Raw genomic sequence first — 24643 nt, forward strand, 5'->3', positions numbered from 1 at the left:
AATACTTATGCAAGAGCTTTTAGTTGATGTAGACAACCTTGACGAACTTTACCGCTGCTACATGCCATATTTAAAACAAGGGGGCCTTTTTGTGCGTACCAACATGCGCTACGAAATTGGCTACTCGTTAGCACTAAGAGTGACGTTACCAGATGCGCTAGAAGATGACGTTGTAACGGGTAAAGTTGCATGGATAACGCCTCAAGGCGCACAAAGCTCTAACCCACCCGGTATAGGGATTAGCTTTTTAGATGACAAAACAAATCTAAACGCTAAAATCGAAAAGCTATTAGGCACTATGTTAAACTCTGGTAACCCAACATATACCATGTAGCTTAATGGGCTATTTTGCCCGTTAAATCGTAATACCAATGTGCTTAATTAAGTAATTTTTTTTGGTAATAAAATCGGTGCAATAACAAACCCTAAATTTCGGTATTTAGTCGTTCTAAATCAGAAATTTTTAATCTATTAGCGCCAGTTTTAACCTCTAAAATTGATTAACTCTTATTGTGGATTGGTAAAACTTCACACTCAAAAAAATACAGGCCGTATAGTGATTGTAGATTCTCATTGCCATTTAGATCGTCTTGATTTTGACAAACTAGATTTAAACTTAGATCAAGTACTCGACAACGCCCGCGCAAAGCAAGTAGAGCATTTTTTATGTGTAAGTGTAACGCTTGATCAATTCCCAAGCATGCTCGATAAAATTAAACACTACGACGATGTATCGGCCTCGTGTGGCGTGCACCCGCTCGATCAAAAAGATGCCCTAAATAAACAGCAGCTTATTGATTTAGCATCGCATGAAAAAGTGGTCGCAATAGGCGAAACAGGCCTAGATTACTATTATTCGAAAGACACGCACGCAGTGCAACAGGCAAGCTTTGTTGGCCATATTGAAGTAGCAAACGAGTTACAAAAGCCGCTTATTATTCATACCCGCGACGCCCGAGCCGATACGATTAACTTAATGCGTGAGCACAAAGCAGAAAATTGCGGTGGTGTACTGCATTGTTTTACCGAAGATTGGGATATGGCTAAAAAAGCCATCGACATGGGCTTTTATATTTCTATTTCGGGCATTGTTACTTTTAAAAATGCCGTAGAGCTTAAAGAAGTAGTGAAGCAAATCCCACTTGATCGGTTACTTATTGAGACTGATTCACCGTATTTAGCACCTGTACCGTACCGTGGTAAAACAAACCAGCCGGCGTATGTAGAAGATGTTGCCTACTACATTAGCGAGCTAAAAGGCATAAGCTTTAACGAGCTTGCAAAAGCCACCACAGATAACTTTTATTCACTTTTTAAATTAGCAGCAAAAGGCTAACACATGACTACTCAATCGGCGCAACTCCCGCTTTTATTAATGGGGCCCATGGTGCGCCGAGCTGAGCAACGTAGTATATGTATTCAATTTGCGACGTCACGCCCTGGCAATTGCCAAATTACACTCGTACACCATCAAAGTTACAGCGAGCAGCAAAGCATTGCACTAGGTAAACACCTTTACCTGCATTTTATTATTATAAAACCCGTTGATAACCCGTTTCCGCTCGATACTTTATTAGCCTATACACTGCATATTAACGAGCAGCAAATTGATTTAGCACCCTGGTGTTTTACAGGGCAAGCAGCGCCTTCGTTTGTTATTGCTAATAAGCTAACCCATATTTTACATGGCTCGTGCCGTAACGCGCATCATCCTGCAAAAGACAGTTTAGTATCTGCAAGCGAGTGGCAAAATAAACAACGTAGTAATAATCAGCAAGGCGCACAGCTTTTGCTCCTTAGTGGCGATCAAGTGTACGCCGATGATGTAGCCGGACCTATGCTATTGGCAATTCATCAGCTAATAGATGTATTAGGACTTTATAAAGAGCAGTCGCTTGCGCTTAACTTACCAGCAGATATAAACGATCAGCTTTTTAACCGCCACCATTACTTACCTAAAACGCCATGGCAAAAACGTTCAAAATTGGGTGTAGGGTATTGGCTAAAAAAAGACGAGCCTCATTTTTCTAGCGTAAAAGCGCATAATCACTTAATTCACTTTGAAGAATTTGTTGCGTTGTACTTGCTTAACTTTAGTGCCGCCGCGTGGCAATGCGTTAATATTAATAATATGCATTACACGCAAGGTAATGAAAAAAACACCGCCATTTTTAACGCCGAAAAAAAGGCCTTAATAGACTACGCTAAAGGCTTAAATAGCGTAGAGCGATTATTTGCTAATGTATCTACTTTAATGATGTTTGACGATCACGATGTTACCGATGATTGGAACCTAACGGCAGGGTGGGAGCAAGCAATAAATCAAAACCCAAGCAGTAAACGTATTATTAATAACGGGCTGATAAGTTATTGGCTATTTCAAGGCTTGGGTAACGACGCGTTACATAAAACCGGCGAGCTTATAGATGATTTTAAACAAAGCCGTAGCGCCAACAATATTTGGCAGTTTAAAGCCTTTGATAAACCGCTTAATGAGTTTAATTATTGGCATTATGAGCTTAACACCACACCTAAAGTGGTTGTGCTCGATACCCGCACACACCGCTGGCGTAACGAAAGTAACTTTAACGAACCCTCAGGCTTACTTGATTGGGAGCGCTTAACAGAGCTTGAAGAGAGCCTGCTGAGCCACAGCAAGGTAATTATTGTATCGCCAGCGCCAGTGTTTGGGGTTAAATCAATAGAAGCAATTCAAGCGGTGTTTAATATGTGCGGCCAACCGCTTATGGTTGATGTAGAAAACTGGATGGCACACGAAGGATCGGCCAAAAAACTGCTTGATACCTTTAGACGCACAGACACACCCAACGAAACGCTTATTTTATCGGGCGATGTGCATTATTCTTTTTGTTTTTCGGTGCAAAAGCGTTTTGGCGACCACCCCAATAGAATATGGCAACTCACCGCCAGCGGAATTAAAAACGAATTTCCGCGTAAGCTCATTAACGTACTCGATAAGCTCGACTCGATATTATACGGCCCCAAAAGCCCACTTAACTTTTTCACCAAACGCTGGCACATGGAAGTAGATAAACACCAAACCGTAGGCGAAGGCCAAAAGTACCTAGTAAGCGACTCAGCCATTAGTTTAATCACCTTAAAGCAAGGCGACTTAGCCCGATATCAACTAATCCACGGCGACGGCCATTTAACTGAGTTTGATTTAGAGCATAAATAAAGCACATTATTGGTTTTGTAGACGTAGAGCTTGCTCACGTTAGAAGCGCAGCTTCTTTTAACTTAAAATACAATATCACCACCAAGAACACCAAGTCGCTGGCGTTACACAGAGAAGATATTAGCCCTTAAATTACTTCTCCTTGTGTTTTCCTTCACTTCTCTGAGGTGATAATTTACTTGTTTGCTAATTAAACAAGCGTAAAAGCGTTACTTTTAAACGCCAACAAGCTGTGCGTCTACAGGGCAAGGTTTGATATTTACTTGTAAACGTTGCGTTTTCTCACGTTAAAAGCGTAGCTTCTTATTAAAAGAACATTCGCACAAAGAGAAGCGAATGAGAAGTGAATGAGAAGACATAACCAATCCTGGCATTTTATTTATCACTACTCTAAAGCGCAGCGTCTCTAAACCTCTTTATGAAAAAGTAACTTAAGCTTATTGCACAAAGAGAAGCGAATGAGGAGTAAATGAGAAGACATAACCAATCCTGGCATTTTATTTATCACTACTCTAAAGCGCAGCGTCTGAAAACTTCTTTGTGGAAAAGTAACTTAAGCTAATTGCACAAAGAGAAGTGAATGAGGAGTAAATGAGAAAATACAACCAATGCGGACATCTTATTTATCACTACTCTAAAGCGTAGCGTCTCTAAACCTCTTTGTGAGTAATGTTTAAAAATTAGTCTTTTGAGAGTGAAGCTAAATAGAGGAACAGCAAATGAAATAGCTTAAAAATTAAATCTTTTTATACCGTCAATTAATTTTATAGTATTAAAGTTGATTAAAAGGCCAGCACTAACATTTGCAAGTTTCATATAGGTTATTAATTGTGCCGAATGAATCGGTAATAACTTTTCTACAGATTTAAGCTCGATTATTAATTTATTGGGCAACAAAATATCTAACCTGTAGCCAGCATTAATATGTGTGTCTTTGTAATAAACAGGTAAGTCATGTTGACTCTTCGACGTTAGACCTAATTCACTTAATTCATATATTAAACAGGCTTCATAAGTCGACTCTAACAAACCTGGCCCTAAAGTTTTATGTACCTCTATAGCACAACCAATCACAGCATGTGTCAATTTATTAATATCCATATATATCCTTATAAAACTTTAAGCGCATTGATTTTATATCATAGACAATAAAAGATTAATTGCACAAAGAGAAGGAAATGAGGAGTAAATGAGAAAACGAAACCGATGAAAATATTTTACTTTGTTTTATCACTACTCTAAAAGCGGAGTGTCTCTAAACCTCTTTGTGAAAATAAACTAAATCTAATTGCACAAAGAGAAGGGAGTGAGGAGTAAATGAGAAGACAAAAACGATCCAGACATTTTGGACTTTGTTAATTACGACTCTAAAGCGTAGCGTCTGAAAACTTCTTTGTGGAAAAGTAACTTAAGCTAATTGCACAAAGAGAAGCGAATTAGAAAACATAACCAATCCTGGCATTTTATTTATCACTACTCTAAAGCGCAGCGTCTCTAAACCTCTTTGTGCAAATATTTTAAAAATAGCTATTTAAAATCACGCCCTCGTTTAACAACTATTTTATTACTTAAAATCGCCAAACATAAAATAACCATAAACAGCATTGAGTTAGCGCCTGCTTGGAGCGAATAATCTACCGACGAATGCAACAGCATATCCACAATAGCGATAGCACAGCCAAAAGCCACACCCTGAAAAAACGCGGTTTTACGTTTACGCATGGTTTGAACGCACAACCATAGGCAATACAATATAAGCGCCCCTAAAGCTGACGTTACAGGAATGCCTAGCTCTACAGCAAATTGAATGTAATCGTTATGGGCATTATCGTAATAGCCCGAATACGGCTCTGACTGATACGCAGGGAACGCAGTGTAAAACGTACCACCACCAGAGCCTAATAAAGGCTTATCGAGTATTAAAGGAATTGAATCACGAACAACCTCATCACGAGTTTCTGATTGAATACTGGTTTCGCTAATGCGTTGCTTTACTTTTTCAACATCAAATATTGCACCAATAATGATCAAATCAATTATAAAAAAACTAACAATAAGTAATTTAAACGCTTTAGGCTTTTTGTTATAAACAAACAAAGCTAATAAACTAACAACCATTAATGCAATAAAAAAGGCAGAATTACCCATTCGGCTGCGCGTTAAAATTAGCGCAATAATTATAATAATTAACGATATACGCAAAATAATTTTTGAGCTTAGTAGTATTTCTGTCCAGGCGCGCAAAGTTTGTTTAAATGTAAGGTCACTTGCATGGCTGCCTCGCTTTAGCTCACTAACTAATACACCTATACCTAAACATAAGCATAATGCTAAATAATTAGCTAAAAAATTAGAGTAAGTAAATGTACCTATAGCGCGCTGCGTATGCTTATACCCAAAAATAGGGCTGAGCATATCTGGCGAGAGATTTAGATATGTGGCATACAAAGCCTGAAAAACCCCTGCAGCAATAATGGTATAAATAAGTTTTTTTATTCGCTCATTATTGTCGCAATAAATAAAAATAAGCCAGCAAAAAAGTAGCATAAAGCTTGTTTTTAACAGCATTTGCTTTGTTTGAAAGGGGTCTAAGCTTACGGTGTAAAATTGTAAAATACAGGTAGCGCACACCAATAGCAAAGTTATAAAAACCGGATATGAATAACGCGGGGGGTAAGTTTTTTGATTATTAACAGCGCTATTTACCAAATGCATTAAAAAGGTAATACAAATCAAAATACCCATAGCCATAATAGCCCAAGGGCGATAGCTACCTAAAGGTAGAGGCAGCAAAAAAACAATTGCACACAGCAAAAAAAATATAAAACGATTCACAGCTTTCTCAAAATCAAGCTAAAAATTAAACAACGTATTTAAACAAAGTGTTTAAAGTAAAAACGCAGCCATTAGGCTGCGTTTGTATTATAAAACTAATAATTATTTAGTTGCCAACTTCAGAAATACCCGCATCACCACCAGTGCCGCCAGCACCTTGTGGTACAGTTGTTGTAGGTAGAGTAACAATAACGGGGCCAGCAGGGGCTGTAGGCTCAGTAGGACCCGCAGCAGTTGCTTCTGATGCAATAGTCGCATCAACGCCAGCAGTAATTGCTGCCAATGTAACAGCATCGCTATCCACGCCTGCAGCAACAAGTGCAGCTAAAAAGTCAGAAATAAAAGCGCTGTCTGCGCCTATGGCTGCTATAACAGCATTCATAATCGCATCTAACTGCTCAGGAGAACAAGTACCGTTAGCAATAGGTGAGTCTAAATCAATAGGGCCAGTGTTTTGGCAAAGTTGCTCAATTGCAGTAACAAGCTCTTGCTGCAACTCATCTGATGGAGTATCTGCAGTGGCGTTGTTTAAAATAGCAATTAGAGAGTCTAAACTTTCGGTTTGCACTACCGCGTCTGTATCCGTTTGTGCAAAAGCAGGTAAAACCGTAAGCGCCGATGCGCTAGTAAATAAACTAGCAAGTATAAGTGATTTCATCTTGTGTCCCTTTAAGAGATTATCTAATTACAAAATTTTAGCGTATCGGCGCAAAAAGTAAACTCTTTATTTGCACCATTATTATTAGTTTTAATAACTTTAGAAGGCGGCATAATTAAATTACCTTGTACGCCATCACACCCTAAGCTTTCAAGTACCTTTAATGTTTCAGGTTTTTCTATTAAACACGCTAAAACTTTAATGCCAAAACCGTGGCAAATATTATTAACTGTTTGAATAAAAAATTTGCTTTGGTTGTTATCCAGTAAGTCTTGTATGTAGCTACCATCTATTTTTACATACTCAATGTCTAGCCCTTGTAAGTATCTAAACGAGGTAAGGCTAGTACCAAAATGCTCAATACATACGTTAATGCCTATATCTTTAATTATATCTATATGTTGCGAGGCAATGTGAACATTATAAAGTAAACTAATTTCGTGCAATTCAAATAACAGGTTAGTTTTTATAACTGGTTTGGTATGTGAATAAAGCGTTAACCATTCAATAAAATCAGTAGAATATAAAGAGGCCTTACTTAAGTTAAGCGCAAATACGTCGTTTGGGTGTTGTTCTTTAACATTTACAAAATTACGTATTATTTTTTTATCAAGCTCTTCGGTTAAGTTAAGTTTTTCGGCCATAGCAAATAAATGTCCATTATTAACTTTTTCACCTTCAAAAATAAAATGAGCAAACACCTCAAAATAACATTGTTTGTTTTGTGAGCTAGCACGTTTTACAGGTTGCACCGAAAAACTCACCTCACCAGAGGCCAAAATAGACTGAATAAGCGAGCGCCACTGTTTAACGCTAAATAAAGTGTTTTTATCTACCTTGGTGTTTGTATCGCCAATTGTACAGCCTGTATCTAAAGCCGATAGCACGTTACCAACAGGCATGCCCTTATCAACACTTACTAACGCAAAGTTAGCAAAGCCATTTATATGTAAGCTATTTTTTTGTTGGCTAAATGCATCGGTAATTTCTAGGCGTGTTCTATTTAAAAACTCACTATCGTAAGGAGCAAGGGCAATAAAGGTGCTACCATTTAATCTAAATACTTTTGCGTTTGTCAGCTCACCAAAAATAGTTTTAAGTATATTTGCCACTTCGTTTACATGTTCATCGCCATCTTGGTAGCTTACTGTTTTATTAATGTTTGCAAGCGAGGGTAGGGTAATCATCATGGCCGTAATGGGTGCCTCATCACTAATAGAGTCGACTACCGAGTTAAAATGGTTATCAAACGACTTACGATTACCCAAACCGGTTAAAGGGTCTATGTAAACTTCCTCAGTAAGGGCTTGTGTTTGCTTAGTGAGCGAATCAAACGTACTTTGCAGGTTCATAACCATATTGTTAATGGCTTTAGTAACGGTGCGCAGTTCGCGGGCAACCGGTATTTCGTTATTTAAAGTAAAGCGTTTACGGGTCACTAAATGTGCTTGGTCTTCTACCGCTTTTAATGGTTTAAACACAGCTCGCAGTATTAAAAATGCCACTGCCAGCGACGCTACTAATAATAAAAACGATCCATATAAGCTACGCTTGGTATGCTCCCAAAGCGTTAAATACGATTGCCCAACGTGGCTTGTTACTTCAAGCATGCCGGCCATTATCCAACCATTATTTAACTCAGATTGCATAGTTGGGGTGTTAAGCTTAACGGTGCTTATAAACCAATTAGGTACCGACTCAACACGTTTAGGGTTTATAAGGTCAAAAACCACCTGGTTTTCAGCGTTAGTAAATTTTATTTGCTTATAATAACCCGAGTCAAAAATAGCCGTTGCCATTGTTTGCGCAATCATTATGCTGTCGTCTTCAAGGTAAGGCGAAATAGAAAGCCCTAAACTCGTGGCGGTGTCTTGAGCGTGGCTAGCCATTTGCGTTTGTAAATACTGGCGTGTGGTGTCTACATCGGTAATTATTCGTACAAAAAACGAAATAACCGAAATAACAATAATCAGTCCATAAACTTGGGTTTTTAAGCTCAAGCCATTTTTAAAAAAAGACGACATAACTAATAATTCCTTTAACGTTATTCTATATGGGAGCAAGCTCACCTTGCTCAATTCGCTCTAGCATCGTGTTCCAAGCAGACACACCACGGCTATTTTTTACTTTATTACCAAGGCCTTTCGATTTAGCTAACCATAAACCTTGGCCATTAAAACTATAAATGGGGGTTAAATCGCGGCGTTTATTAGCAGGTAGTAGTTTAGTATTAAAATTACCTAAAACATAAGGGATTTGGTTTGGGTTTTCAATGTATATAAGCACCATGTGGGGTTGATTAACCGTTTTTTGCCTAACATACATTAATCGTATTTTATCCTCAGGAACGCCCAAGGCCATTAAAGTAAAATATTTAGCAATTACGTAGTCTTCGCAGTCACCCATGCCAATTCCTAAACTCTCGAGCGGGGTAGCCCAATAGTCTTTTTGCTGCCATAGGTCTTCGTCGGTTTTATATTTAATATGCTTATTAAAAAACTTATTAACTAAATGAATTTTTTGCCATTCACTTTTATCAGCAGACTCATCTATAAAATTTAACCAGTTTTTTATACGTGCATGGCCTTCGCTACCATATTGTTTTTGCGCACGGGCAATTATATCGCTGTTGCGTAAATACATAAGCATGTCTTGCGCGCATACAAAAAACGAAACCACTAATACTATACAAAGCCCTAAACGCACACACGTTCCTTTAAGTAAGTATTCCCTAATAATAAAACAAGTCTAGTATAGTATTGTTAGCATTAAAAAGGTAGATCATATAAAAGCATGAGAAGCACTAAAACAGTGCGCTAAACGCTAATTTTATTAATAAAAAATTAACAAAAAAACAATCTAAAAGGATGCTTTATTTATTGAGTACACAATTGTGTTGTGTATAATAATAACCTCACACGGCATGTGATACACGTAAAAAGGAATTTAGCTTTTAAACTAGCCTTTTTCGTTGTTTACAAAAAATAATGAAAGGAATTAAAGTGAAAGTTTTAAAAGCAGTATTACCTGTTGCTGGATTAGGTACGCGCATGTTGCCAGCCACAAAAGCCATTCCTAAAGAAATGCTACCCTTGGTAGACAAACCGCTTATTCAATATGTAGTTAACGAAGCCGTAGCCGCAGGCATTAAAGAAATAGTACTTGTTACTCATGCCTCTAAAAATTCAATAGAAAATCACTTTGATACCAGCTTTGAGCTAGAAGCCACCCTAGAGACACGCGTTAAGCGCAGCCTATTAGAAGAAGTGCGCTCAATAGTACCAAAAGACGTTACCGTAATTTCTGTTCGCCAATCAGCACCACTGGGTTTAGGCCATGCAGTTCTTGCTGCGCGCCCTATAGTGGGTAACAACCCGTTTGCCGTAATGCTCCCCGATGTAATTATTGATAAATACAAATCAAACTTAAAAACCGATAACTTAAGTGAAATGATCAGCCGTTTTGATCAAACAGGCTATAACCAAGTAATGGTAGAGCCCGTACCACAAGAGTCAGTACATCAATATGGGGTGGCCGATTTAGCGGGTAAAAAAATTAGCGCTGGCGAAAACGCGACCATTAAAAACATGGTCGAAAAACCAAATAACGATGAAGCACCAAGCAATTTAGCCATATCTGGTCGTTATGTTGTATCGCCCACTATCTGGGACTTATTAGAATACACTCCACCAGGTACGGGCGGTGAAATACAGCTTACCGATGCCTTACTACAACTACGCCACCTTGAAACGCTCGAGGCTTATCACCTTAAAGGTAAATCTCACGACTGTGGCTCTAAACTAGGTTATATGCTCGCAAATGTAGAGTATGCAATGCAATCAAGCCATATGGGCAAAAAGTTTACCGAGCAGGTTAAAAAGTTACTTACTTCAAGTAATTAAAATTATATTATTTTAAATTAAGGACAGTCATGGCTATTAAAATATTAAGTATATTTGGTACGCGCCCTGAAGCTATTAAAATGGCACCGCTAGTTAAAGCGCTAAATGAAGCAGAAGGCATTGACGCAAAAGTATGTGTTACTGCCCAGCATCGTGAAATGCTAGATCAGGTTTTAGATTTATTCGAAATTGTACCAGAATACGACTTAAACATAATGAAGCCAGGCCAAAGCTTATACGATGTAACTACAAATATTCTTTTGGGCTTAAAACCTATTTTAGAGGAATTTAAACCCGATTTAATACTTGTTCATGGCGATACAAGTACAACCCTTTCCGCAAGTCTTGCAGCTTTTTATCAACAAATCCCAGTAGGGCATGTAGAAGCTGGCTTAAGAACAGGCAATTTAGCATCACCCTGGCCAGAGGAAGGTAATCGCAAGTTAACAGGTGCAATTACAAAGCTTCACTTTGCTCCAACCGATACGTCGCAACAAAACTTACTCAATGAAGGGGTTGATCCAAACGATATAGTTGTAACGGGCAACACAGTAATTGACGCACTCTTACAAGTGGTTGATAAAGTAAAAAAAGACGACGCATTAATCAGTAAATTAAAAGCACAGTTTCCAGAGTTAGACGAAACTAAAAAGCTAATTCTAGTAACAGGGCACAGAAGGGAAAGTTTTGGTGGCGGCTTTGAACGTATTTGCGAAGCACTAGCAGAAATAGCTACAGCTCATCCAGAAGCACAAGTGCTTTACCCAATGCACTTAAATCCAAATGTACGTGAACCAGTAAATCGTATATTAAAAAATGTTGATAATGTGCATCTAATTGAACCACAAGACTACCTACCATTTGTGTATTTAATGAATCAAGCACACATAATAGTAACCGACTCAGGCGGTGTACAAGAAGAAGCACCAAGCCTAGGTAAGCCTGTGCTCGTAATGCGCGACACAACAGAGCGCCCAGAGGCGGTAGAAGCCGGAACAGTAAAATTAGTCGGTACAAATAAAGAACGCATTATTAGCGAAGTTAAAAACTTACTAACAAACGCGCAAGAATACCAAACAATGAGCCGAGCACATAACCCTTATGGCGATGGTAAAGCGTGTGAGCGCATTGTTGCAAAAATTAAGCAACACTTTAAAGATTAAAATAAAGTTTAAAATTTTTTCAAGGATTTAGTAATGACAATAAAAACAGTGTCGGTTGTTGGTTTAGGTTATATCGGTTTACCTACAGCGGCCGTTATTGCATCGCGCGGTATGCAGGTAATAGGTTTAGATGTAAATCAAAAAGCGGTAGATACAATAAATGCAGGTGAAATCCATATAGTAGAGCCTGATCTAGATATCGTAGTACGTGGTGTTGTTTCTACAGGTAATTTACGAGCGACAACAGTACCAGAAAAAGCAGATGTATTTATGGTGGCAGTACCAACACCATTTGTACATAGCGAAAGCGGTGACCATAAAGCCGATTTAAGCTACATAGAATCTGCAGCCAAAACAATTGCCCCAGTACTTGAAAAAGGCAATTTAGTTATTCTAGAAAGTACGTCACCAGTAGGGGCAACAGAGCAACTAGCCGCTTGGCTAAGTGAAGCGCGCCCTGATTTAACATTCCCGCAAGATAAAGGCGATACAGCTGATATAAATGTCGCTCATTGCCCTGAGCGTGTATTGCCTGGTTATGTACTACAAGAGCTAGTATCAAACGACCGTGTTATAGGCGGTATGAGTAAAGCATGTAGCGAAAAAGCCGTTAAATTATACGAAACTTTTGTGCGCGGCGAGTGTATTATTACTAATGCCCGTACTGCTGAAATGGCTAAGTTAACCGAAAACTCATTTCGTGATGTAAACATTGCCTTTGCCAATGAATTGTCGGTAATTTGTGACAAATTAAAAATTAATGTGTGGGAGCTTATAAAGCTTGCTAATCGCCACCCGCGTGTAAACATTTTAAACCCAGGTCCTGGTGTTGGCGGCCACTGCATTGCGGTTGATCCTTGGTTTATTGTTGCAAGTTGCCCAGATGAAGCAAAAATAATTAAGCAAGCGCGCTTAACTAACGATGCAAAACCATTTTACGTAATCGAAAAAGTAGCAAAAGCCGCTGACGAATTTAAACGCCCAGTAATTGCATGCCTAGGCCTTTCATTTAAAGCAGATATAGACGACCTTCGTGAAAGCCCAGCATTAAACATTGTTGAAGAGTTAGCAGCAAAAAATATTGGTGAAATACTAGCGGTAGAGCCAAATATTGCAAAGCTACCTGCTAACCTTGCAGACAAAAATGTCAGTTTAGTATCGCTAGAACGCGCACTAGAGCAAGCGAATGTGGTTGTAGTATTAGTTGATCATAAACAATTTAAAGCTGCAGATAAAACAGAGTTTGCATCAAAAGTTGTTATTGATACTCGCGGGATTTTGTAATACATCAAGATATAGTTGCACACTACTAATGGCTAGTCAGTGCAACTTTTTTGATATATCCCTAAACTTGTGTTTATTGATAAAAATTAAATCGATAAAACTTTACAGTAAATATTTATTAGCAAACAGACTTTAAGGTTTCAAATATGGTTCGCTTTGTTCGATTATTGCTTTTAAGCTTGAGAGTTAAGTTTTTAAAATTTTATTACGGTATGAATATTTCAGATGGCGTCTTGCTCTCTAGTAAATGTAACTTAGACAAAACAAACCCTAAAGGCATTTTTATAGGTCGTGATTCTTATGTTGCTTTTGGCGCGACTATACTCACACATGATTTCGTGAGGGCTATTCATGCAAATACAATGATAGGTAAAGAATGTTTTATTGGTGCCAACTCGATTGTTCTGCCAGGTATTACAATAGGTAATAACTCCATTGTTGCTGCCGGAAGCTTAGTATCAAAAGATGTACCTGATAATTGCATAGTTGCAGGAAATCCAGCGAGAATAATAAAGAAAAACATTTCTACTAAGAAGTATGGGAAATTAAATAATGTCTAACTTAAAAGTTTTGCATATAGTTTCTGATTACCCAGATCATACAACTCATAACTACACTAATGCTGTAAAAAACCTGCTGAATGAAACTAAAAAAGATGTTACCCATGAAATAATTGCGCTAAGAAGAATTAAGATGGGTAAATTGAGCTTTCAAATTTATGATGAGTATTTCTATTTTCAAGTGCCGTCGCTTCCATTTGCTTTATTTCATGTATTTAGTTCATTTATATATTCCCTAATTTTGTTAAAAGAAATAAAAAAGAATAATATTCAGTTTGATGTTATCCATGGGCATAAACTAACAATTGATGGCGTCATAGCATATTTTCTGTCTAAATTTACTGGCGTTAAATATGTTGTGAGCGTTAGAGCTGATACAGATCTAAAGTTTATAAACAATAAGCCATTTTGTCGCTATTTTTTTCGCCATGTTTTTAAAACAGCAAAACATATATTTTGGGTTAGTGCTTGGGCTAAAAATACGGTCAATAAAACGTTATGCCACAAACATTTAAATGAAAGCAACTTACCTAATATAGTAAGTACTGAAGGCCACATTAGTCCTTGTTTAAATAAAGACTTTACTATATCGAATAAATTTATCTTTGTTGGCAGATTAGAGTCAGCTGAAAAAAAAGGTTTACTTGATATTATTGATGTTATGCAGTTTTTTCCTGATATTACGTTAGAAATATACGGATCTTCAAACGATAAAATTAATAAGGAATTATTAGATTTTAGCCTGAAACATGGAGTTAGTGACCAAGTTTTTCTCAAAGGCACTTTACCTAAAGTAGATCTAATTAATAGTTATAAGAATTACTGTGCTTTGCTAATGCCTAGTAAAAATGAAACTTTTGGAATGGTTTATGTCGAAGCATTGCTAGAAGGTCTTCCAGTATTATGCTGTGAGAAATCAGGTATAGATGGTTATTTAGGAGATAAAAATTATCTTCAGAAAGTTATATTTAAAGATAAATTAGCTATAGAAAACGCTATGCAATTTTTTCTTCAAGAGCAGTTAATGATTAAGAAAGATTTAAACAGGGACATAAGAGGTGGAATACTTGATGTTTTCCTAGTAAATAATGTTAGAGAGAGATATTTGAGCGACTTAAAACATGTATAAAAAAATATTTAAATTTCCAGCCTATTGGTTTTACCTTGCTTTTTCAATACATCTGCCAGCAAATTATAGGCCTCTAGGTAAACTGTTTAGGAAAATAAGATCTCTCAATGCAAAGTGCTTTCTAGATTTTCATGGAGGTAACTTGAATGTAGAAAAAGATGCAAAATTTTCACCTAACATTCGCATAGGTAAAAACTCCATGTTTGGAGAAAATTGTAGAGTTTATGGAGGTGTAACGATAGGTAATGATTTACTAATGGGGCCCGATGTTAAAATCTACACAAAGAATCATACTATACAAAATAGAGATATCCCTATAAATATGCAGGGAGAGGAGTTTAAAGAGGTCAAAATTGGCAATGATGTTTGGATCGGAGCTAACGTAATCATATTACCCGGAGTTACTATTGGAGATGGCGTAGTAATCGGTGCAGGTTCAATCGTCACTAAATCTTTCTCAAACTATCAGATTATATGTGGTAATCCTGCTAAGCTGAAAGGCCATAGGTAAGGTTTAAATGAAAGGGAAAATAATAACTTCGATTTTAAATCAAGGTATTTTGAGTGTGTTTAATCTTTTAATTAGTATATACCTTATTAAGGTTTTAAGCTTTAATAGCTTTGGGCAATATAGCCTTATTTTTGCTATAGGTATGACGCTAATCTCCTTTCAAAATTCATTGATAGTAACGCCAATGGCCATTAGAACAAAGAAAAGGGTGCTCCAAGGCTTTTCAAAATATATAGGCTTCTACAACACAATTGAATTAATCTATTTATTGATAGCTTTTTTTATTGCATTTTTCATTATGATTTTTTCGAAGTTGAGCTTAATTGCTGTTGGGCTTTATTTGGTATCATTTTGTTTAAGAGAATATATTAAATCTTTATTACTAATAGATTTTAATGTTAGGAAAGTTTTTTTCTTGGATGTCGTTTTTATATCACTTTCACTCTTATTTCTATTTTTAAACAAAGCTTTATATCAAATTACTCCAAATAGTGTTCTTTTAATGTTAGGAGGGGCTTCTTTGTGCGCTGCATTAATTCCGTTACTTTATTTAAAATTAAAATTAACTTTTTCCGTAACAAAAATTTATAGATTTTATAGTATGAAAATATGGTCAATTTCTAAGTGGTCTAGTATTGGAGTATTAATTACAGAAATTCATAGTCGCTTGTACATAATAGTGTTGACTACATTTTATTCAGCAGAAATCTTAGGTTTAGTCCAGGCTGCTAGAGTCTTTTTTGGTCCATTAAATTTACTAATAAATGGTTGGATAAGAGTTGCTAGAAATTATCTTACTTCGCTTCTGGGGAGTAACTCTTTAAGTAAGTTCGGGCAGTTTTATAAACTAAGCATTATTTGTGTAGTAGTTATAAACGTATTAATTTTATTTCTCATATATTTTACGTGGGCATTTGTTGAAGACTATTTATTTAGTGATGCCGAGGAAAAGATGTTCTTAACAGTATTTCTGTGGGGGGTATGCGTTGCCATTATCCAGTTAAGAATGGTTACATCTACAGCTTTACAGGCTTTTGATGTTTTTAAAATACAAACTCTATTTAACTTAGTTGCGAGTCTATCAACTGTCATTTCCATGGCCTTTATTATTGTATTTTCTGACTGGCGATATGTACCTTTATCAATTGCGTTCGGCGAATTAGTCCTATTAATTATGTCATACATCTACTTAAACAAATTAAAGAGAGTTCAAAGTGCCTAACAGTAACATTACTATTTCAATATGTACTTACAAAAGAGCATATTTAATAGAGACTATAAATAGTGTTATAAAATCCATTAATAAAACAAATGAGTTTGTAACTATAAATATTATAGATAATGATGAGTACCAATCTGCTTATCAGTTGTTAAATGATGTACAAAAAGGAGAAAACTATATTGTCCAATATTTCTCTGAAAAATCTAAAGGGGTTGTTAATGCGAGAAACAAAGCTCTTCAATCTGTGAATACAAAATGGTTAATCTTTGTAGATGATGATGAGGTTGTTGAGGAAAACTGGCTTTCAAAGTATTTGGAAATTATTAACAATAAAAAGCTCTCTTTTGGTGCTGTAATTGGTCCTGTTTTTACAACTTACCCTAGCTTTGTACATACAGATATAAAAAACTCTGGAATACATGATAGAAAGCATTATAAGCATCTAGAGCGTATATGCCATGGCGCCACAGGTAATTGTTTGATCGATATGGATGTAGTAAAAAAGTTTAAAGTTTTGTTTAGTAAAGAATTTAATGAAACTGGAGGCGAAGACTCGGATTTTTTTGAGAGGCTTTCTCAGACAGCTCCTATTATTTGGAATAGCAAATCAATCGTCTACGAGATGTTAACGACAGAGCGAGCCTCTCACGAGTGGGCTCTGCATAGACTTTATAATAACGGTAAGACTTATGGCAGAAGAAAGATTATGCGTAATGGGAGTAAATATATACCTTACCTTCTTTCAAGCTCATGCTTTAAACTTTTATATCACTCTATGTTGTATATTGTTTCATTTCATAATTCAGCAAGGCTCTTTAGGATGAAGTGTGAAATATATAGAGATTATGGTCGTATTGAGTCTTGTTTTGATGGGTTAAAATGAAGCTATTAAATTTTTTCAAAGAGTACGGGTTTTTAATCGTATTACTTTCCCTAAGTGGCGTGTTTACTCCCGATTTTTCTCCAAAAGGACATCTACTTGATCTAGATTTAAATCATATGAGCGAAGTAAAATCTGGGAGTGACAGCTTTAAACAGGTTTTCTGGATATTACTCAGTTCATTATATTCAGTTTTATTAATTAAATATAAAGAAAATTTTTCTTATCAGCTTGCAGTAAGGCAGCTTAAATTACCAATAATATTCTTATGTATTGTCATATTGATTCTCTTCACTAGTTGCTTATGGTCAAAGTTCCCCTTATTATCATTTAAGCGGGTAGTATTTCAGCTCTTATTGTATTGGGTTTTAATACAAGCGTATGTTTTTTCCTATATTGCTGGTACATTAGTTAAGAATGTTAGATTATTGTGTTTTATTGTGTTGGTTATGTTGATAATTTCAGTTCTTTTCGGTTCTGGAATTAATCCTTATTTTGAGTTAGCTGGTTATACGCAGTCTAAAAATAATATGGGTGCAATATTAGCAATCTTGATTCTATTATCTTATATTATATTTCATAATAACAATGAGTTGGAGGGCAATAAAAAAATTCTTGCTTTATTATTTATTGCCCTGCTTTTTACTGTGAGCAAAACATCAATTGCGCTAGTTCTTCTCTATTTTGTATTAATCAATTTACCTAATATAGCGCTTAAATCTTTCTTATGGTTATCTATCTTTTTTACAATATGTGTATTTACTACTTTCCCCATAATAACTTATTATCTGAATGACTATTGGCATATTGGACAAATCGTTGAGCCCGTTTTTATGACAGGTAGAGGAGTGATTTGGGACAATATATACTATGATTTAAACTTTTTTAGTAAGCTAAATTATGGCTATGGTTATGGCAGTTACTTCGGGACGCCTGTACCGCCCTATTTTTTTGATGACGATTACAGCTTTTTACAATATATAAACTCAGCCCATAATGGATACATAGAGCTATTGAGCCAAGTTGGTACTCTTAGTCTATTTTTAATCTCCTTTTACTTTTTGATGTTTGTTAAGAAAAACTCTAACTTTTTGCTTGCCGCGCTTAGCTTTCCTGTATTTTATAATATATCAGAACCAGCTTTTTTTCGTGATCAACACATTGTCTGGATATTTTCTTTGTTATTATTGTGCATCACATATACTCCCTTGAGGTGTAAATCGTATGTAAATAATGTGAAATGAGTAATTTATACAAAAAGCCTAGATTAGAATGGCTAGACTCTTTAAGAGGTTTGGCTATCCTTTTTTTAATTGTAATTCATTATATTGGTGCACTTGAATCAAGGGATTTATTACCATCCATACTAGTAGAATACATACAAGCTATTTTTAGAGTAGCAACTCCTTTGTTTATAACGGTTTTTGGTTTTACAATTGCATATACCTATTGGGGGAAAGTAAATAGCATACAAAGCTTTAAAGCATTGATAGCTTGGAGTTTAAGACGTTTGCCTAAAGTGCTTTTAGCCCGAGAAGTGATTGTTATTATATACTCAATAGCCCATCAAGAACAATTAGATACACTGATTGAAACGCTACTCTATTCAAGGTTTTCAATTGCTGGGGAGATATTAACGTTTTATTTCCTAGCTATATTTGTAACTCCTTACGTACTAATTGCAGTTTATTATGTTAATTCAAAAATTGTAATAATGGTGTCTTCATTTTTATATCTGACAGCATATTTAATAGGATCATTCTTTGGCCCTAGTAGTGAGGTCATGTTATTAAGGCTATTTTTTTATGATGTTTATCCATTTTTTCCTTTTTTCTACTGTGCAATAGTGGGAATGCTATTGGCAAAGCTATATGTATATTTAGGTTCAGAAAAAGAAAGGTTCTTAGTGTTTTTTATTATTTCTTCTATTTTAGTGTTGACTGGCCTATCTTATTTCAATAGTTTAACAATAGACGTATTAAGTAGCTTGGCTGTAGCGAAGTTCAAAGCTCCTCCCCACCCAGCTTATTTATCATTATATATAGGGATGTCCATTATGCTAGCTTTAGCTTTAGCATATGTAACCGAGAAAGGTTTAATCCCCATTTTTGTTCATCGTATTTTATCTGTTTTAGGAAGGAATTCACTGACAGCGTATGTTTTACATTATACTCTTCACTTTACACCACTAATAAGCCTATATTTAATTGATAAAAAAAGTACGTTAATTGAATTAGTTTCCTTCATATCGATATTGTTATTCTGCTATTGTTATATATTAATAAAAGATATAAAAGATATAAAAGAATAACTAAAATAAAAGACTCAAATTAATAAGGAATTAAATGCTTAGAATAAATTTTTTAAAAACCCCTATGGATGTAGCTACAATGGAAGAAACTGTAGCTTTTATTGAAACTAGAATAGATGAAAGGCGCTTTTTACAACACGTAGTTGTTAATGTTGCTAAAATCGTTAATATGCAAAATGACTCTGCCTTAGCAGCATCAGTCAAGGCTTGTGAGGTAATTAATATTGATGGTATGGGTGTTGTTTTTGGCGCACGCTTTTTAGGGCTCGATGTGCCGGAGCGGGTAGCGGGGGTTGACTTATTTCATGAGCTCCTAGCTATGAGTGCCAAACGCGACTTTCCTGTGTTTTTACTGGGAGCGACTGAAGAGGTGGTAACTAAAACAGTGGAAGTAGCGAAAGCACAAAACCCTAATTTAAATATTGCTGGGTTTAACGATGGTTATTTTTGGGATGATGAGGAAGCTGTAGTGAAAAAAATACGAGAATCGGGAGCAAAACTGTTATTTGTAGCCATTACCTCTCCGAAAAAAGAAAATTTTATTAATAAATGGCAAGACAAGCTAGGTGTTGACTTTGTAATGGGTGTTGGCGGTACCTTTGATGTAGTAGCTGGTAAGGTCAAACGCGCACCGCAATGGATGCAAAAAGCAGGCTTAGAATGGCTTTACAGGGTAATACAAGAGCCTAGAAGAATGTGGAAGCGTTACTTAGTAACAAATTCAAAGTTTATTTGGTTATTGTTGAAAACTAAATTTAGAAGGCTTTAAAGTAGTATTAGAGTGTAATTACCTTCTATTTTAAACAATGCTATAACCTTATAGCTCATATAAATTAATAGCTTTAAAACTATAATAGGACATATTTTTGTAAATTGATCGGATGAACACTTATAAAGAAAAGCGCTTGTTGGAGAGTTTTTTGATTTTTAACATTTATTATCTATCGCTATAGGAAAAATTAACATTGACGGAGCTTAATCTAATAATGTGTAACCTGTTTTTTTGTTCATGAATTTTTTGCGGTCAGTAATGGTTCACGGTTCATATGATCCTTCCAATGAATTGCAGTGATGTAACTTTTTTGTCATTGCATAAATAGTTTTAAAATTTCTTTCGTAGCATTTCTAGAAAGTCTTTTAGTAAATTGAAATACCTAATGCCTAGAGTAAAAATATCATTTCGGGTTTAGTTGTATATAAGAAATTTTACATTAATAATATAAATAAGGCTAATTTTTGTCTCATATAAAAGCAGATCCGGCTGTACGTAGTTTACTTGATAGAATGCCTGATGATGTACAGGATAGTTTTACCGAAGATCAACTAGCGCATTTAAAAGTGGCGATAGGTGCAAGGCAATGGGGTAAGCATACAGTTGATTGCCGAGGTGTAATTAAGTTTTTTAAATATAGATATTATTTTGTTGTACTAGCAGGGCGAAACAGGCGAGAACTGAGCGAGAAAGAAAAAAAGATAGCCGCTGTATCTCAAGCAATAACTGTATCACTATTTAGTTTTATTGTTATTAGCATATTTCTATTGGTTGTTTATTTGGTTAAATCAGCTTTAGGGATTGATATATTTAGCAACTACTCATTTGGCGTGTGGTCGTGGTTTAAGGAATTGTTTGAAAGCTAGGTTACGATTTTGTTTATAAATGTTTGCCCCAGTTTTTATAAGTTTATATTTGTTTCGTTTTATGTAACAACCTAGCTACTTAAAAATATTTTGCATAATATTGCTATATATTAAACCACCCTAAATATTGAATACGTTAGTATGATGCTGTAACATTTGTCGCACAGTTTTGTGGAGCTTAGTTCACTTATTAAGATATCTATAGGGATACATAGTATGACATCTTCAAGGACGTTTAAGCCTAATGGTTCGTCTGATGCAAATTTTTATCGTTTGTTCGACATTTTTGCATTGTTTTTGGCCTTTCAATGTTCTGCTGTTTTTTATAGCTTTGAACTCTCGCCTACTTACATGGTTGCTGCATTATCCGTTGCGTTAAGCTTTTTGTATTGCGCTGAAATATTTTCGGCTTATCGCTCTTGGCGAGCAGGTAAATTTAGGACCATGGTTTTATGTGCTTGGGGCTCTTTGTTTGTTGCCTTTGCAGTTTTATTTTGTGTGTCGTTCGTATTTAAGTTTACAGAAGAGCTCTCGCGTATTGGTTTAGGTTTGTGGTTTTTATTAAGCTTTGCTTTCATGTATAGCTGGCGATTAGGCGCACACATGTTTAAACGCAACAAGCGCAAGCTTGGTATGAACTTACGTAATGTCGCCATTGTTGGTGCAACAGAGTCGGCCGTACATTTGTATAATGAAATTACAAAAAATGATGAGCTCGGCTTTAAGTTTTTAGGCTTTTATGACGACAGGCAGCCAGAGCGTTTGTTTGAAAATTCAACCAAGCATGATGTTGCAGGCAAAATTCAGGACGCTGTTAATGCTGCACGTAATGGTGAAATAAGTGTTTTATATATTGCCCTACCTATGAAAGCAGATAAACGCATAGCAGATATATTACTGCAGTTAGGTGATACCACAGTTGATGTACATATTATTCCTGACTTTTTAGTATCTAATTTAATACACGCACGAATAGAACACGTTGGCGAGCTTGATACACTCAGCGTTTTTGAATCCCCCTTTATTGGTGCGCGTGAATTTATAAAGCGAACTGAGGACATAATTGCTGCTAGTATCATTTTGCTGTTGATTTCACCTATTTTAATTGCCATTGCATTTGCTGTTAAATTTACATCGGATGGGCCTATTATTTTTAAACAAGACAGGTATGGGCTTGATGGGCGCAAAATTAAGGTATGGAAGTTTCGCTCAATGAGTGTTACTGAAAATAGTAATGTGGTAACACAAGCTAAAAGAAATGACGCCCGCATTACTCCACTAGGCGGTTTTTTACGCCGCACTAGCCTTGATGAATTACCGCAATTTATAAATGTTTTAAAAGGCGATATGTCGATTGTGGGGCCAAGGCCGCATGCTGTTGCGCATAACGAGGAATACCGTAAAAAGGTAGAGTTTTATATGCTACGCCACAAAGCTAAACCCGGTATTACTGGTTGGGCGCAAATTAATGGCTGGCGCGGCGAAACCGACACCTTAGACAAAATGGAAAAACGTGTTGAATTTGACTTACATTATATTAAGCACTGGTCGTTGTGGTTTGATATAAAAATTATTTTTATAACAATTTTTAAGGGATTTAAAAATGCAAATGCATACTAAAAAACTTGTACCACTTAGCGCATTTTTGAGCGCTATGATAGCTGCGCCTGCTACTGCTAATTTAAAACCAGGTAGCGTTATGACTAAAGATGGGGCCGAAATCACCCCTACGTTACAAACTGGTATCAGTAGTAATAGTAACTTTTTTAGCACCCCGAACGATGAAGAGTCGCGATTTATTTGGACCATAACCCCAAATGTTAAAGCGGTAATTGAGGATGGGCCAGATAGCTATAACATAGACTTAGGCACTAGCAGCTCGTTACACAATAAAGATACTGCCGATAACTTCACCCAAGTAAATATAGGTGCGGGCGTACATAAAGAGTTTACCAGCCAGCATCGCTTAGATATTAACGGCGATGCCGATTGGCTATATGAACCTCGTGGCAGTGGTTTAACCGAAGGTTTAGGCGATGTTGTTAATGAACTTGTAAAGTACCAACAACAAAATGTGTTAGCACGTTATGAGTACGGTGCGCAAAGTTCAAAAGCACAAGTTGCTTTAAGTGCCGGCTTTTTTAGTAAAAAATATCAAAGTTTTAGAGAAGTATCGCAGTATCGTGACTACGATAAATCGTTATTAGGTATTACGGGTTATTATAATACCCAATCCGCTACACGCACTTTTTTAGAAATTAAGCAAGAAAACTACCGTTACGATGTATTAGCCAGTAGTGGTATATCGCGCGACAGCGACGATATAAAAATACTTGCTGGTATGGAGTGGGAGGCAACATCTGTTACTTCTGGCTCGTTTAAAGTGGGTTATCAGAATAAAGACTTTGACTCGAGTGAACGTGAAAACTTTAGTGGTTTAAGTTGGGAGGCCGCCATTAATTGGCAGCCACTTACTTACTCTACCGTTCAGCTTATGACTAGTCGCGCAGCAAAAGACCCATTAGTACAAGGCGATTACATTAAAGAAAGCATTTATGGTGTAAATTGGACCCATAGTTGGAGCGATTATTTAAGCTCGCTTGCAAGCGTTAATTATATTGACGAGCAGTATACAGGTGATGTTGGCCGTAAAGATAAAACTAAAAACTTCCGTTTAGGTTTAAATTATGTAGCGAGCAATTTTGGCATGGTTTCTACCTATGTAGATTTTATGGATAAAAACTCTACAGTAAATGCTATTGAGTTTGACCGTGTAATTGTAGGCGTTAACTTTACTTTTGCGTTAAAGGCTAATTAATGAAGTATTTTTTTGGTTTAATGCTGCTTGTATTTAGCAGCATTTGTTTTGCTCAATCTGCGCAAAATTATGTGTTAGGAGCAGGTGATAAGGTTGAAATCAAAGTATTCGGCCAGCCAGATTTAGAGGTTACCGCACTATTAGGTAACAGCGGCGAGGTTAATTACCCATTTTTAGGTAAAGTTAAACTTGCAGGATTAAATACCTCAGAGGTTGAGCAAGTTATAACCGAAGGTTTAAAACCTGATTATTTAGTAAACCCGAATGTTTATGTACAAGTTGTAGAATACCGGCCTTTTTACATTCATGGCGAGGTGGAACACCCGGGTGCATACCCTTACCAACCCGCTATGACAGTTAACCAAGCTATAGCCCTTGCCGGCGGCTTAACCGAGCGAGCATCTACCGATAAAATTTTTATTTTTAAAGAGCAAACTAAACAGCAGCAACAAAAAGGTAGTTTAAATAGCCAAATTGCAGCGGGCGATACTATAAAAATTGAACAACGCTTGTTTTAAGCAGTTTACAAGGCA

Annotated in this window: 22 protein-coding genes and 2 pseudogenes; 19 read left to right on the forward strand and 5 right to left on the reverse strand. The window is 36.3% G+C overall.

What is annotated here, in order from left to right; genetic code table 11:
• Positions 1-7: 7 nt before the first annotated feature.
• The 3 genes from CWC16_RS18300 to CWC16_RS18310 all read left to right on the forward strand — a co-directional run bounded on the left by CWC16_RS18300 (position 8) and on the right by CWC16_RS18310 (position 3199).
• The gene (locus CWC16_RS18300; protein ID WP_055018382.1) at positions 8-334 is read left to right on the forward strand and encodes a PilZ domain-containing protein; all 327 of its coding nucleotides are present in this window, start codon (positions 8-10) and stop codon (positions 332-334) included.
• A gap of 222 nt (positions 335-556) precedes the next feature.
• Positions 557-1336, forward strand: coding sequence for a TatD family hydrolase (locus CWC16_RS18305; protein WP_055015072.1), 780 nt, complete (start codon positions 557-559; stop codon positions 1334-1336).
• Between the two features lie 3 nt (positions 1337-1339).
• Positions 1340-3199 carry an alkaline phosphatase D family protein gene (locus CWC16_RS18310; RefSeq protein ID WP_138542564.1) on the forward strand — a complete coding sequence of 620 codons (1860 nt, stop codon included), beginning with the start codon at positions 1340-1342 and terminating at the stop codon, positions 3197-3199.
• 729 nt (positions 3200-3928) lie between these two features.
• Here the strand turns inward: CWC16_RS18310 and CWC16_RS18315 are convergent.
• The 5 genes from CWC16_RS18315 to CWC16_RS18335 all read right to left on the reverse strand — a co-directional run bounded on the left by CWC16_RS18315 (position 3929) and on the right by CWC16_RS18335 (position 9398).
• Complete coding sequence (locus tag CWC16_RS18315; RefSeq protein WP_138542565.1) at positions 3929-4300, reverse strand: GxxExxY protein; 372 nt, start codon at positions 4298-4300, stop codon at positions 3929-3931.
• Between the two features lie 426 nt (positions 4301-4726).
• Positions 4727-6034, reverse strand: coding sequence for an O-antigen ligase family protein (locus CWC16_RS18320; protein WP_138542566.1), 1308 nt, complete (start codon positions 6032-6034; stop codon positions 4727-4729).
• Between the two features lie 106 nt (positions 6035-6140).
• Positions 6141-6692 carry a hypothetical protein gene (locus CWC16_RS18325; protein WP_138542567.1) on the reverse strand — a complete coding sequence of 184 codons (552 nt, stop codon included), beginning with the start codon at positions 6690-6692 and terminating at the stop codon, positions 6141-6143.
• A 23-nt stretch (positions 6693-6715) separates the two neighbouring features.
• Entirely contained in the window at positions 6716-8716 is a 2001-nt protein-coding gene (locus CWC16_RS18330) for a bifunctional diguanylate cyclase/phosphodiesterase (RefSeq protein WP_138542568.1), read from the reverse strand.
• Positions 8717-8741: 25 nt separating this feature from the next.
• On the reverse strand, positions 8742-9398 hold the full coding sequence (locus tag CWC16_RS18335) for a transglutaminase-like cysteine peptidase (RefSeq protein ID WP_138542569.1): 657 nt from the start codon (positions 9396-9398) through the stop codon (positions 8742-8744).
• Between the two features lie 296 nt (positions 9399-9694).
• Here CWC16_RS18335 and galU point away from each other — a divergent pair, with 296 nt between their 5' ends.
• The 16 genes and pseudogenes from galU (at position 9695) to CWC16_RS18410 (ending at position 24628) form a co-directional block, all read left to right on the forward strand.
• Positions 9695-10594, forward strand: coding sequence for a UTP--glucose-1-phosphate uridylyltransferase GalU (gene galU, locus CWC16_RS18340; RefSeq protein ID WP_138542570.1), 900 nt, complete (start codon positions 9695-9697; stop codon positions 10592-10594).
• Positions 10595-10623: 29 nt separating this feature from the next.
• Positions 10624-11757 carry a non-hydrolyzing UDP-N-acetylglucosamine 2-epimerase gene (wecB, locus tag CWC16_RS18345; RefSeq protein ID WP_138542571.1) on the forward strand — a complete coding sequence of 378 codons (1134 nt, stop codon included), beginning with the start codon at positions 10624-10626 and terminating at the stop codon, positions 11755-11757.
• A 33-nt stretch (positions 11758-11790) separates the two neighbouring features.
• Entirely contained in the window at positions 11791-13041 is a 1251-nt protein-coding gene (gene wecC, locus CWC16_RS18350) for a UDP-N-acetyl-D-mannosamine dehydrogenase (protein WP_138542572.1), read from the forward strand.
• 146 nt (positions 13042-13187) lie between these two features.
• On the forward strand, positions 13188-13601 hold the full coding sequence (locus CWC16_RS18355) for an acyltransferase (protein WP_138542573.1): 414 nt from the start codon (positions 13188-13190) through the stop codon (positions 13599-13601).
• Positions 13594-14730: a glycosyltransferase family 4 protein gene (locus CWC16_RS18360; RefSeq protein WP_138542574.1), complete on the forward strand. Its 1137-nt coding sequence runs from the start codon at positions 13594-13596 to the stop codon at positions 14728-14730. The genes CWC16_RS18355 and CWC16_RS18360 overlap by 8 nt, the downstream gene beginning before the upstream one ends.
• A pseudogene (locus CWC16_RS20420) lies at positions 14723-14974 on the forward strand (hypothetical protein); the annotation flags it as partial. The gene CWC16_RS18360 and the pseudogene CWC16_RS20420, both read left to right, overlap by 8 nt.
• A gap of 108 nt (positions 14975-15082) precedes the next feature.
• Positions 15083-15223, forward strand: a pseudogene (locus CWC16_RS20425) (DapH/DapD/GlmU-related protein); the annotation flags it as partial.
• Between the two features lie 25 nt (positions 15224-15248).
• Entirely contained in the window at positions 15249-16463 is a 1215-nt protein-coding gene (locus CWC16_RS18370; protein WP_138542576.1) for a polysaccharide biosynthesis protein, read from the forward strand.
• The gene (locus tag CWC16_RS18375) at positions 16456-17346 is read left to right on the forward strand and encodes a glycosyltransferase family 2 protein (RefSeq protein WP_138542577.1); all 891 of its coding nucleotides are present in this window, start codon (positions 16456-16458) and stop codon (positions 17344-17346) included. Before CWC16_RS18370 ends, CWC16_RS18375 begins: the two co-directional genes overlap by 8 nt.
• Positions 17343-18587 (forward strand): O-antigen ligase domain-containing protein, encoded by a 1245-nt coding sequence (locus CWC16_RS18380; RefSeq protein ID WP_138542578.1) that lies wholly within the window; start codon positions 17343-17345, stop codon positions 18585-18587. The genes CWC16_RS18375 and CWC16_RS18380 overlap by 4 nt, the downstream gene beginning before the upstream one ends.
• A complete protein-coding gene (locus CWC16_RS18385; RefSeq protein WP_138542579.1) occupies positions 18584-19654 on the forward strand; it encodes an acyltransferase family protein in 1071 nt (356 codons plus the stop codon). Before CWC16_RS18380 ends, CWC16_RS18385 begins: the two co-directional genes overlap by 4 nt.
• Before the next feature lie 34 nt (positions 19655-19688).
• Positions 19689-20423: a WecB/TagA/CpsF family glycosyltransferase gene (locus tag CWC16_RS18390; RefSeq protein WP_138542580.1), complete on the forward strand. Its 735-nt coding sequence runs from the start codon at positions 19689-19691 to the stop codon at positions 20421-20423.
• 467 nt (positions 20424-20890) lie between these two features.
• Complete coding sequence (locus tag CWC16_RS18395) at positions 20891-21292, forward strand: 3-phosphoshikimate 1-carboxyvinyltransferase (RefSeq protein ID WP_138542581.1); 402 nt, start codon at positions 20891-20893, stop codon at positions 21290-21292.
• A gap of 216 nt (positions 21293-21508) precedes the next feature.
• On the forward strand, positions 21509-22912 hold the full coding sequence (locus CWC16_RS18400; RefSeq protein ID WP_138542582.1) for an undecaprenyl-phosphate glucose phosphotransferase: 1404 nt from the start codon (positions 21509-21511) through the stop codon (positions 22910-22912).
• Positions 22896-24110, forward strand: coding sequence for an outer membrane beta-barrel protein (locus tag CWC16_RS18405; RefSeq protein ID WP_138542583.1), 1215 nt, complete (start codon positions 22896-22898; stop codon positions 24108-24110). Before CWC16_RS18400 ends, CWC16_RS18405 begins: the two co-directional genes overlap by 17 nt.
• Positions 24110-24628 (forward strand): polysaccharide biosynthesis/export family protein, encoded by a 519-nt coding sequence (locus CWC16_RS18410; RefSeq protein ID WP_138542584.1) that lies wholly within the window; start codon positions 24110-24112, stop codon positions 24626-24628. The genes CWC16_RS18405 and CWC16_RS18410 overlap by 1 nt, the downstream gene beginning before the upstream one ends.
• The last annotated feature ends 15 nt before the right edge of the window (positions 24629-24643 follow it).

The sequence above is a fragment of the Pseudoalteromonas sp. S3776 genome, from assembly GCF_005886915.1.
Taxonomy (GTDB): domain Bacteria; phylum Pseudomonadota; class Gammaproteobacteria; order Enterobacterales; family Alteromonadaceae; genus Pseudoalteromonas.

Excerpts from the sequence above, each read along its gene's own strand:
- CWC16_RS18300 (WP_055018382.1), top strand. The coding sequence starts at position 8 with ATGCAAGAGCTTTTAGTTGATGTAGACAACCTTGACGAACTTTACCGC.
- CWC16_RS18310 (WP_138542564.1), top strand. The coding sequence starts at position 1,340 with ATGACTACTCAATCGGCGCAACTCCCGCTTTTATTAATGGGGCCCATG.
- CWC16_RS18315 (WP_138542565.1), bottom strand. The coding sequence starts at position 4,300 with ATGGATATTAATAAATTGACACATGCTGTGATTGGTTGTGCTATAGAG.
- CWC16_RS18325 (WP_138542567.1), bottom strand. The coding sequence starts at position 6,692 with ATGAAATCACTTATACTTGCTAGTTTATTTACTAGCGCATCGGCGCTT.
- CWC16_RS18330 (WP_138542568.1), bottom strand. The coding sequence starts at position 8,716 with ATGTCGTCTTTTTTTAAAAATGGCTTGAGCTTAAAAACCCAAGTTTAT.
- wecB (WP_138542571.1), top strand. The coding sequence starts at position 10,624 with ATGGCTATTAAAATATTAAGTATATTTGGTACGCGCCCTGAAGCTATT.
- wecC (WP_138542572.1), top strand. The coding sequence starts at position 11,791 with ATGACAATAAAAACAGTGTCGGTTGTTGGTTTAGGTTATATCGGTTTA.
- CWC16_RS18355 (WP_138542573.1), top strand. The coding sequence starts at position 13,188 with ATGGTTCGCTTTGTTCGATTATTGCTTTTAAGCTTGAGAGTTAAGTTT.
- CWC16_RS18360 (WP_138542574.1), top strand. The coding sequence starts at position 13,594 with ATGTCTAACTTAAAAGTTTTGCATATAGTTTCTGATTACCCAGATCAT.
- CWC16_RS18370 (WP_138542576.1), top strand. The coding sequence starts at position 15,249 with ATGAAAGGGAAAATAATAACTTCGATTTTAAATCAAGGTATTTTGAGT.
- CWC16_RS18380 (WP_138542578.1), top strand. The coding sequence starts at position 17,343 with ATGAAGCTATTAAATTTTTTCAAAGAGTACGGGTTTTTAATCGTATTA.
- CWC16_RS18385 (WP_138542579.1), top strand. The coding sequence starts at position 18,584 with ATGAGTAATTTATACAAAAAGCCTAGATTAGAATGGCTAGACTCTTTA.
- CWC16_RS18390 (WP_138542580.1), top strand. The coding sequence starts at position 19,689 with ATGCTTAGAATAAATTTTTTAAAAACCCCTATGGATGTAGCTACAATG.
- CWC16_RS18400 (WP_138542582.1), top strand. The coding sequence starts at position 21,509 with ATGACATCTTCAAGGACGTTTAAGCCTAATGGTTCGTCTGATGCAAAT.
- CWC16_RS18405 (WP_138542583.1), top strand. The coding sequence starts at position 22,896 with ATGCAAATGCATACTAAAAAACTTGTACCACTTAGCGCATTTTTGAGC.
- CWC16_RS18410 (WP_138542584.1), top strand. The coding sequence starts at position 24,110 with ATGAAGTATTTTTTTGGTTTAATGCTGCTTGTATTTAGCAGCATTTGT.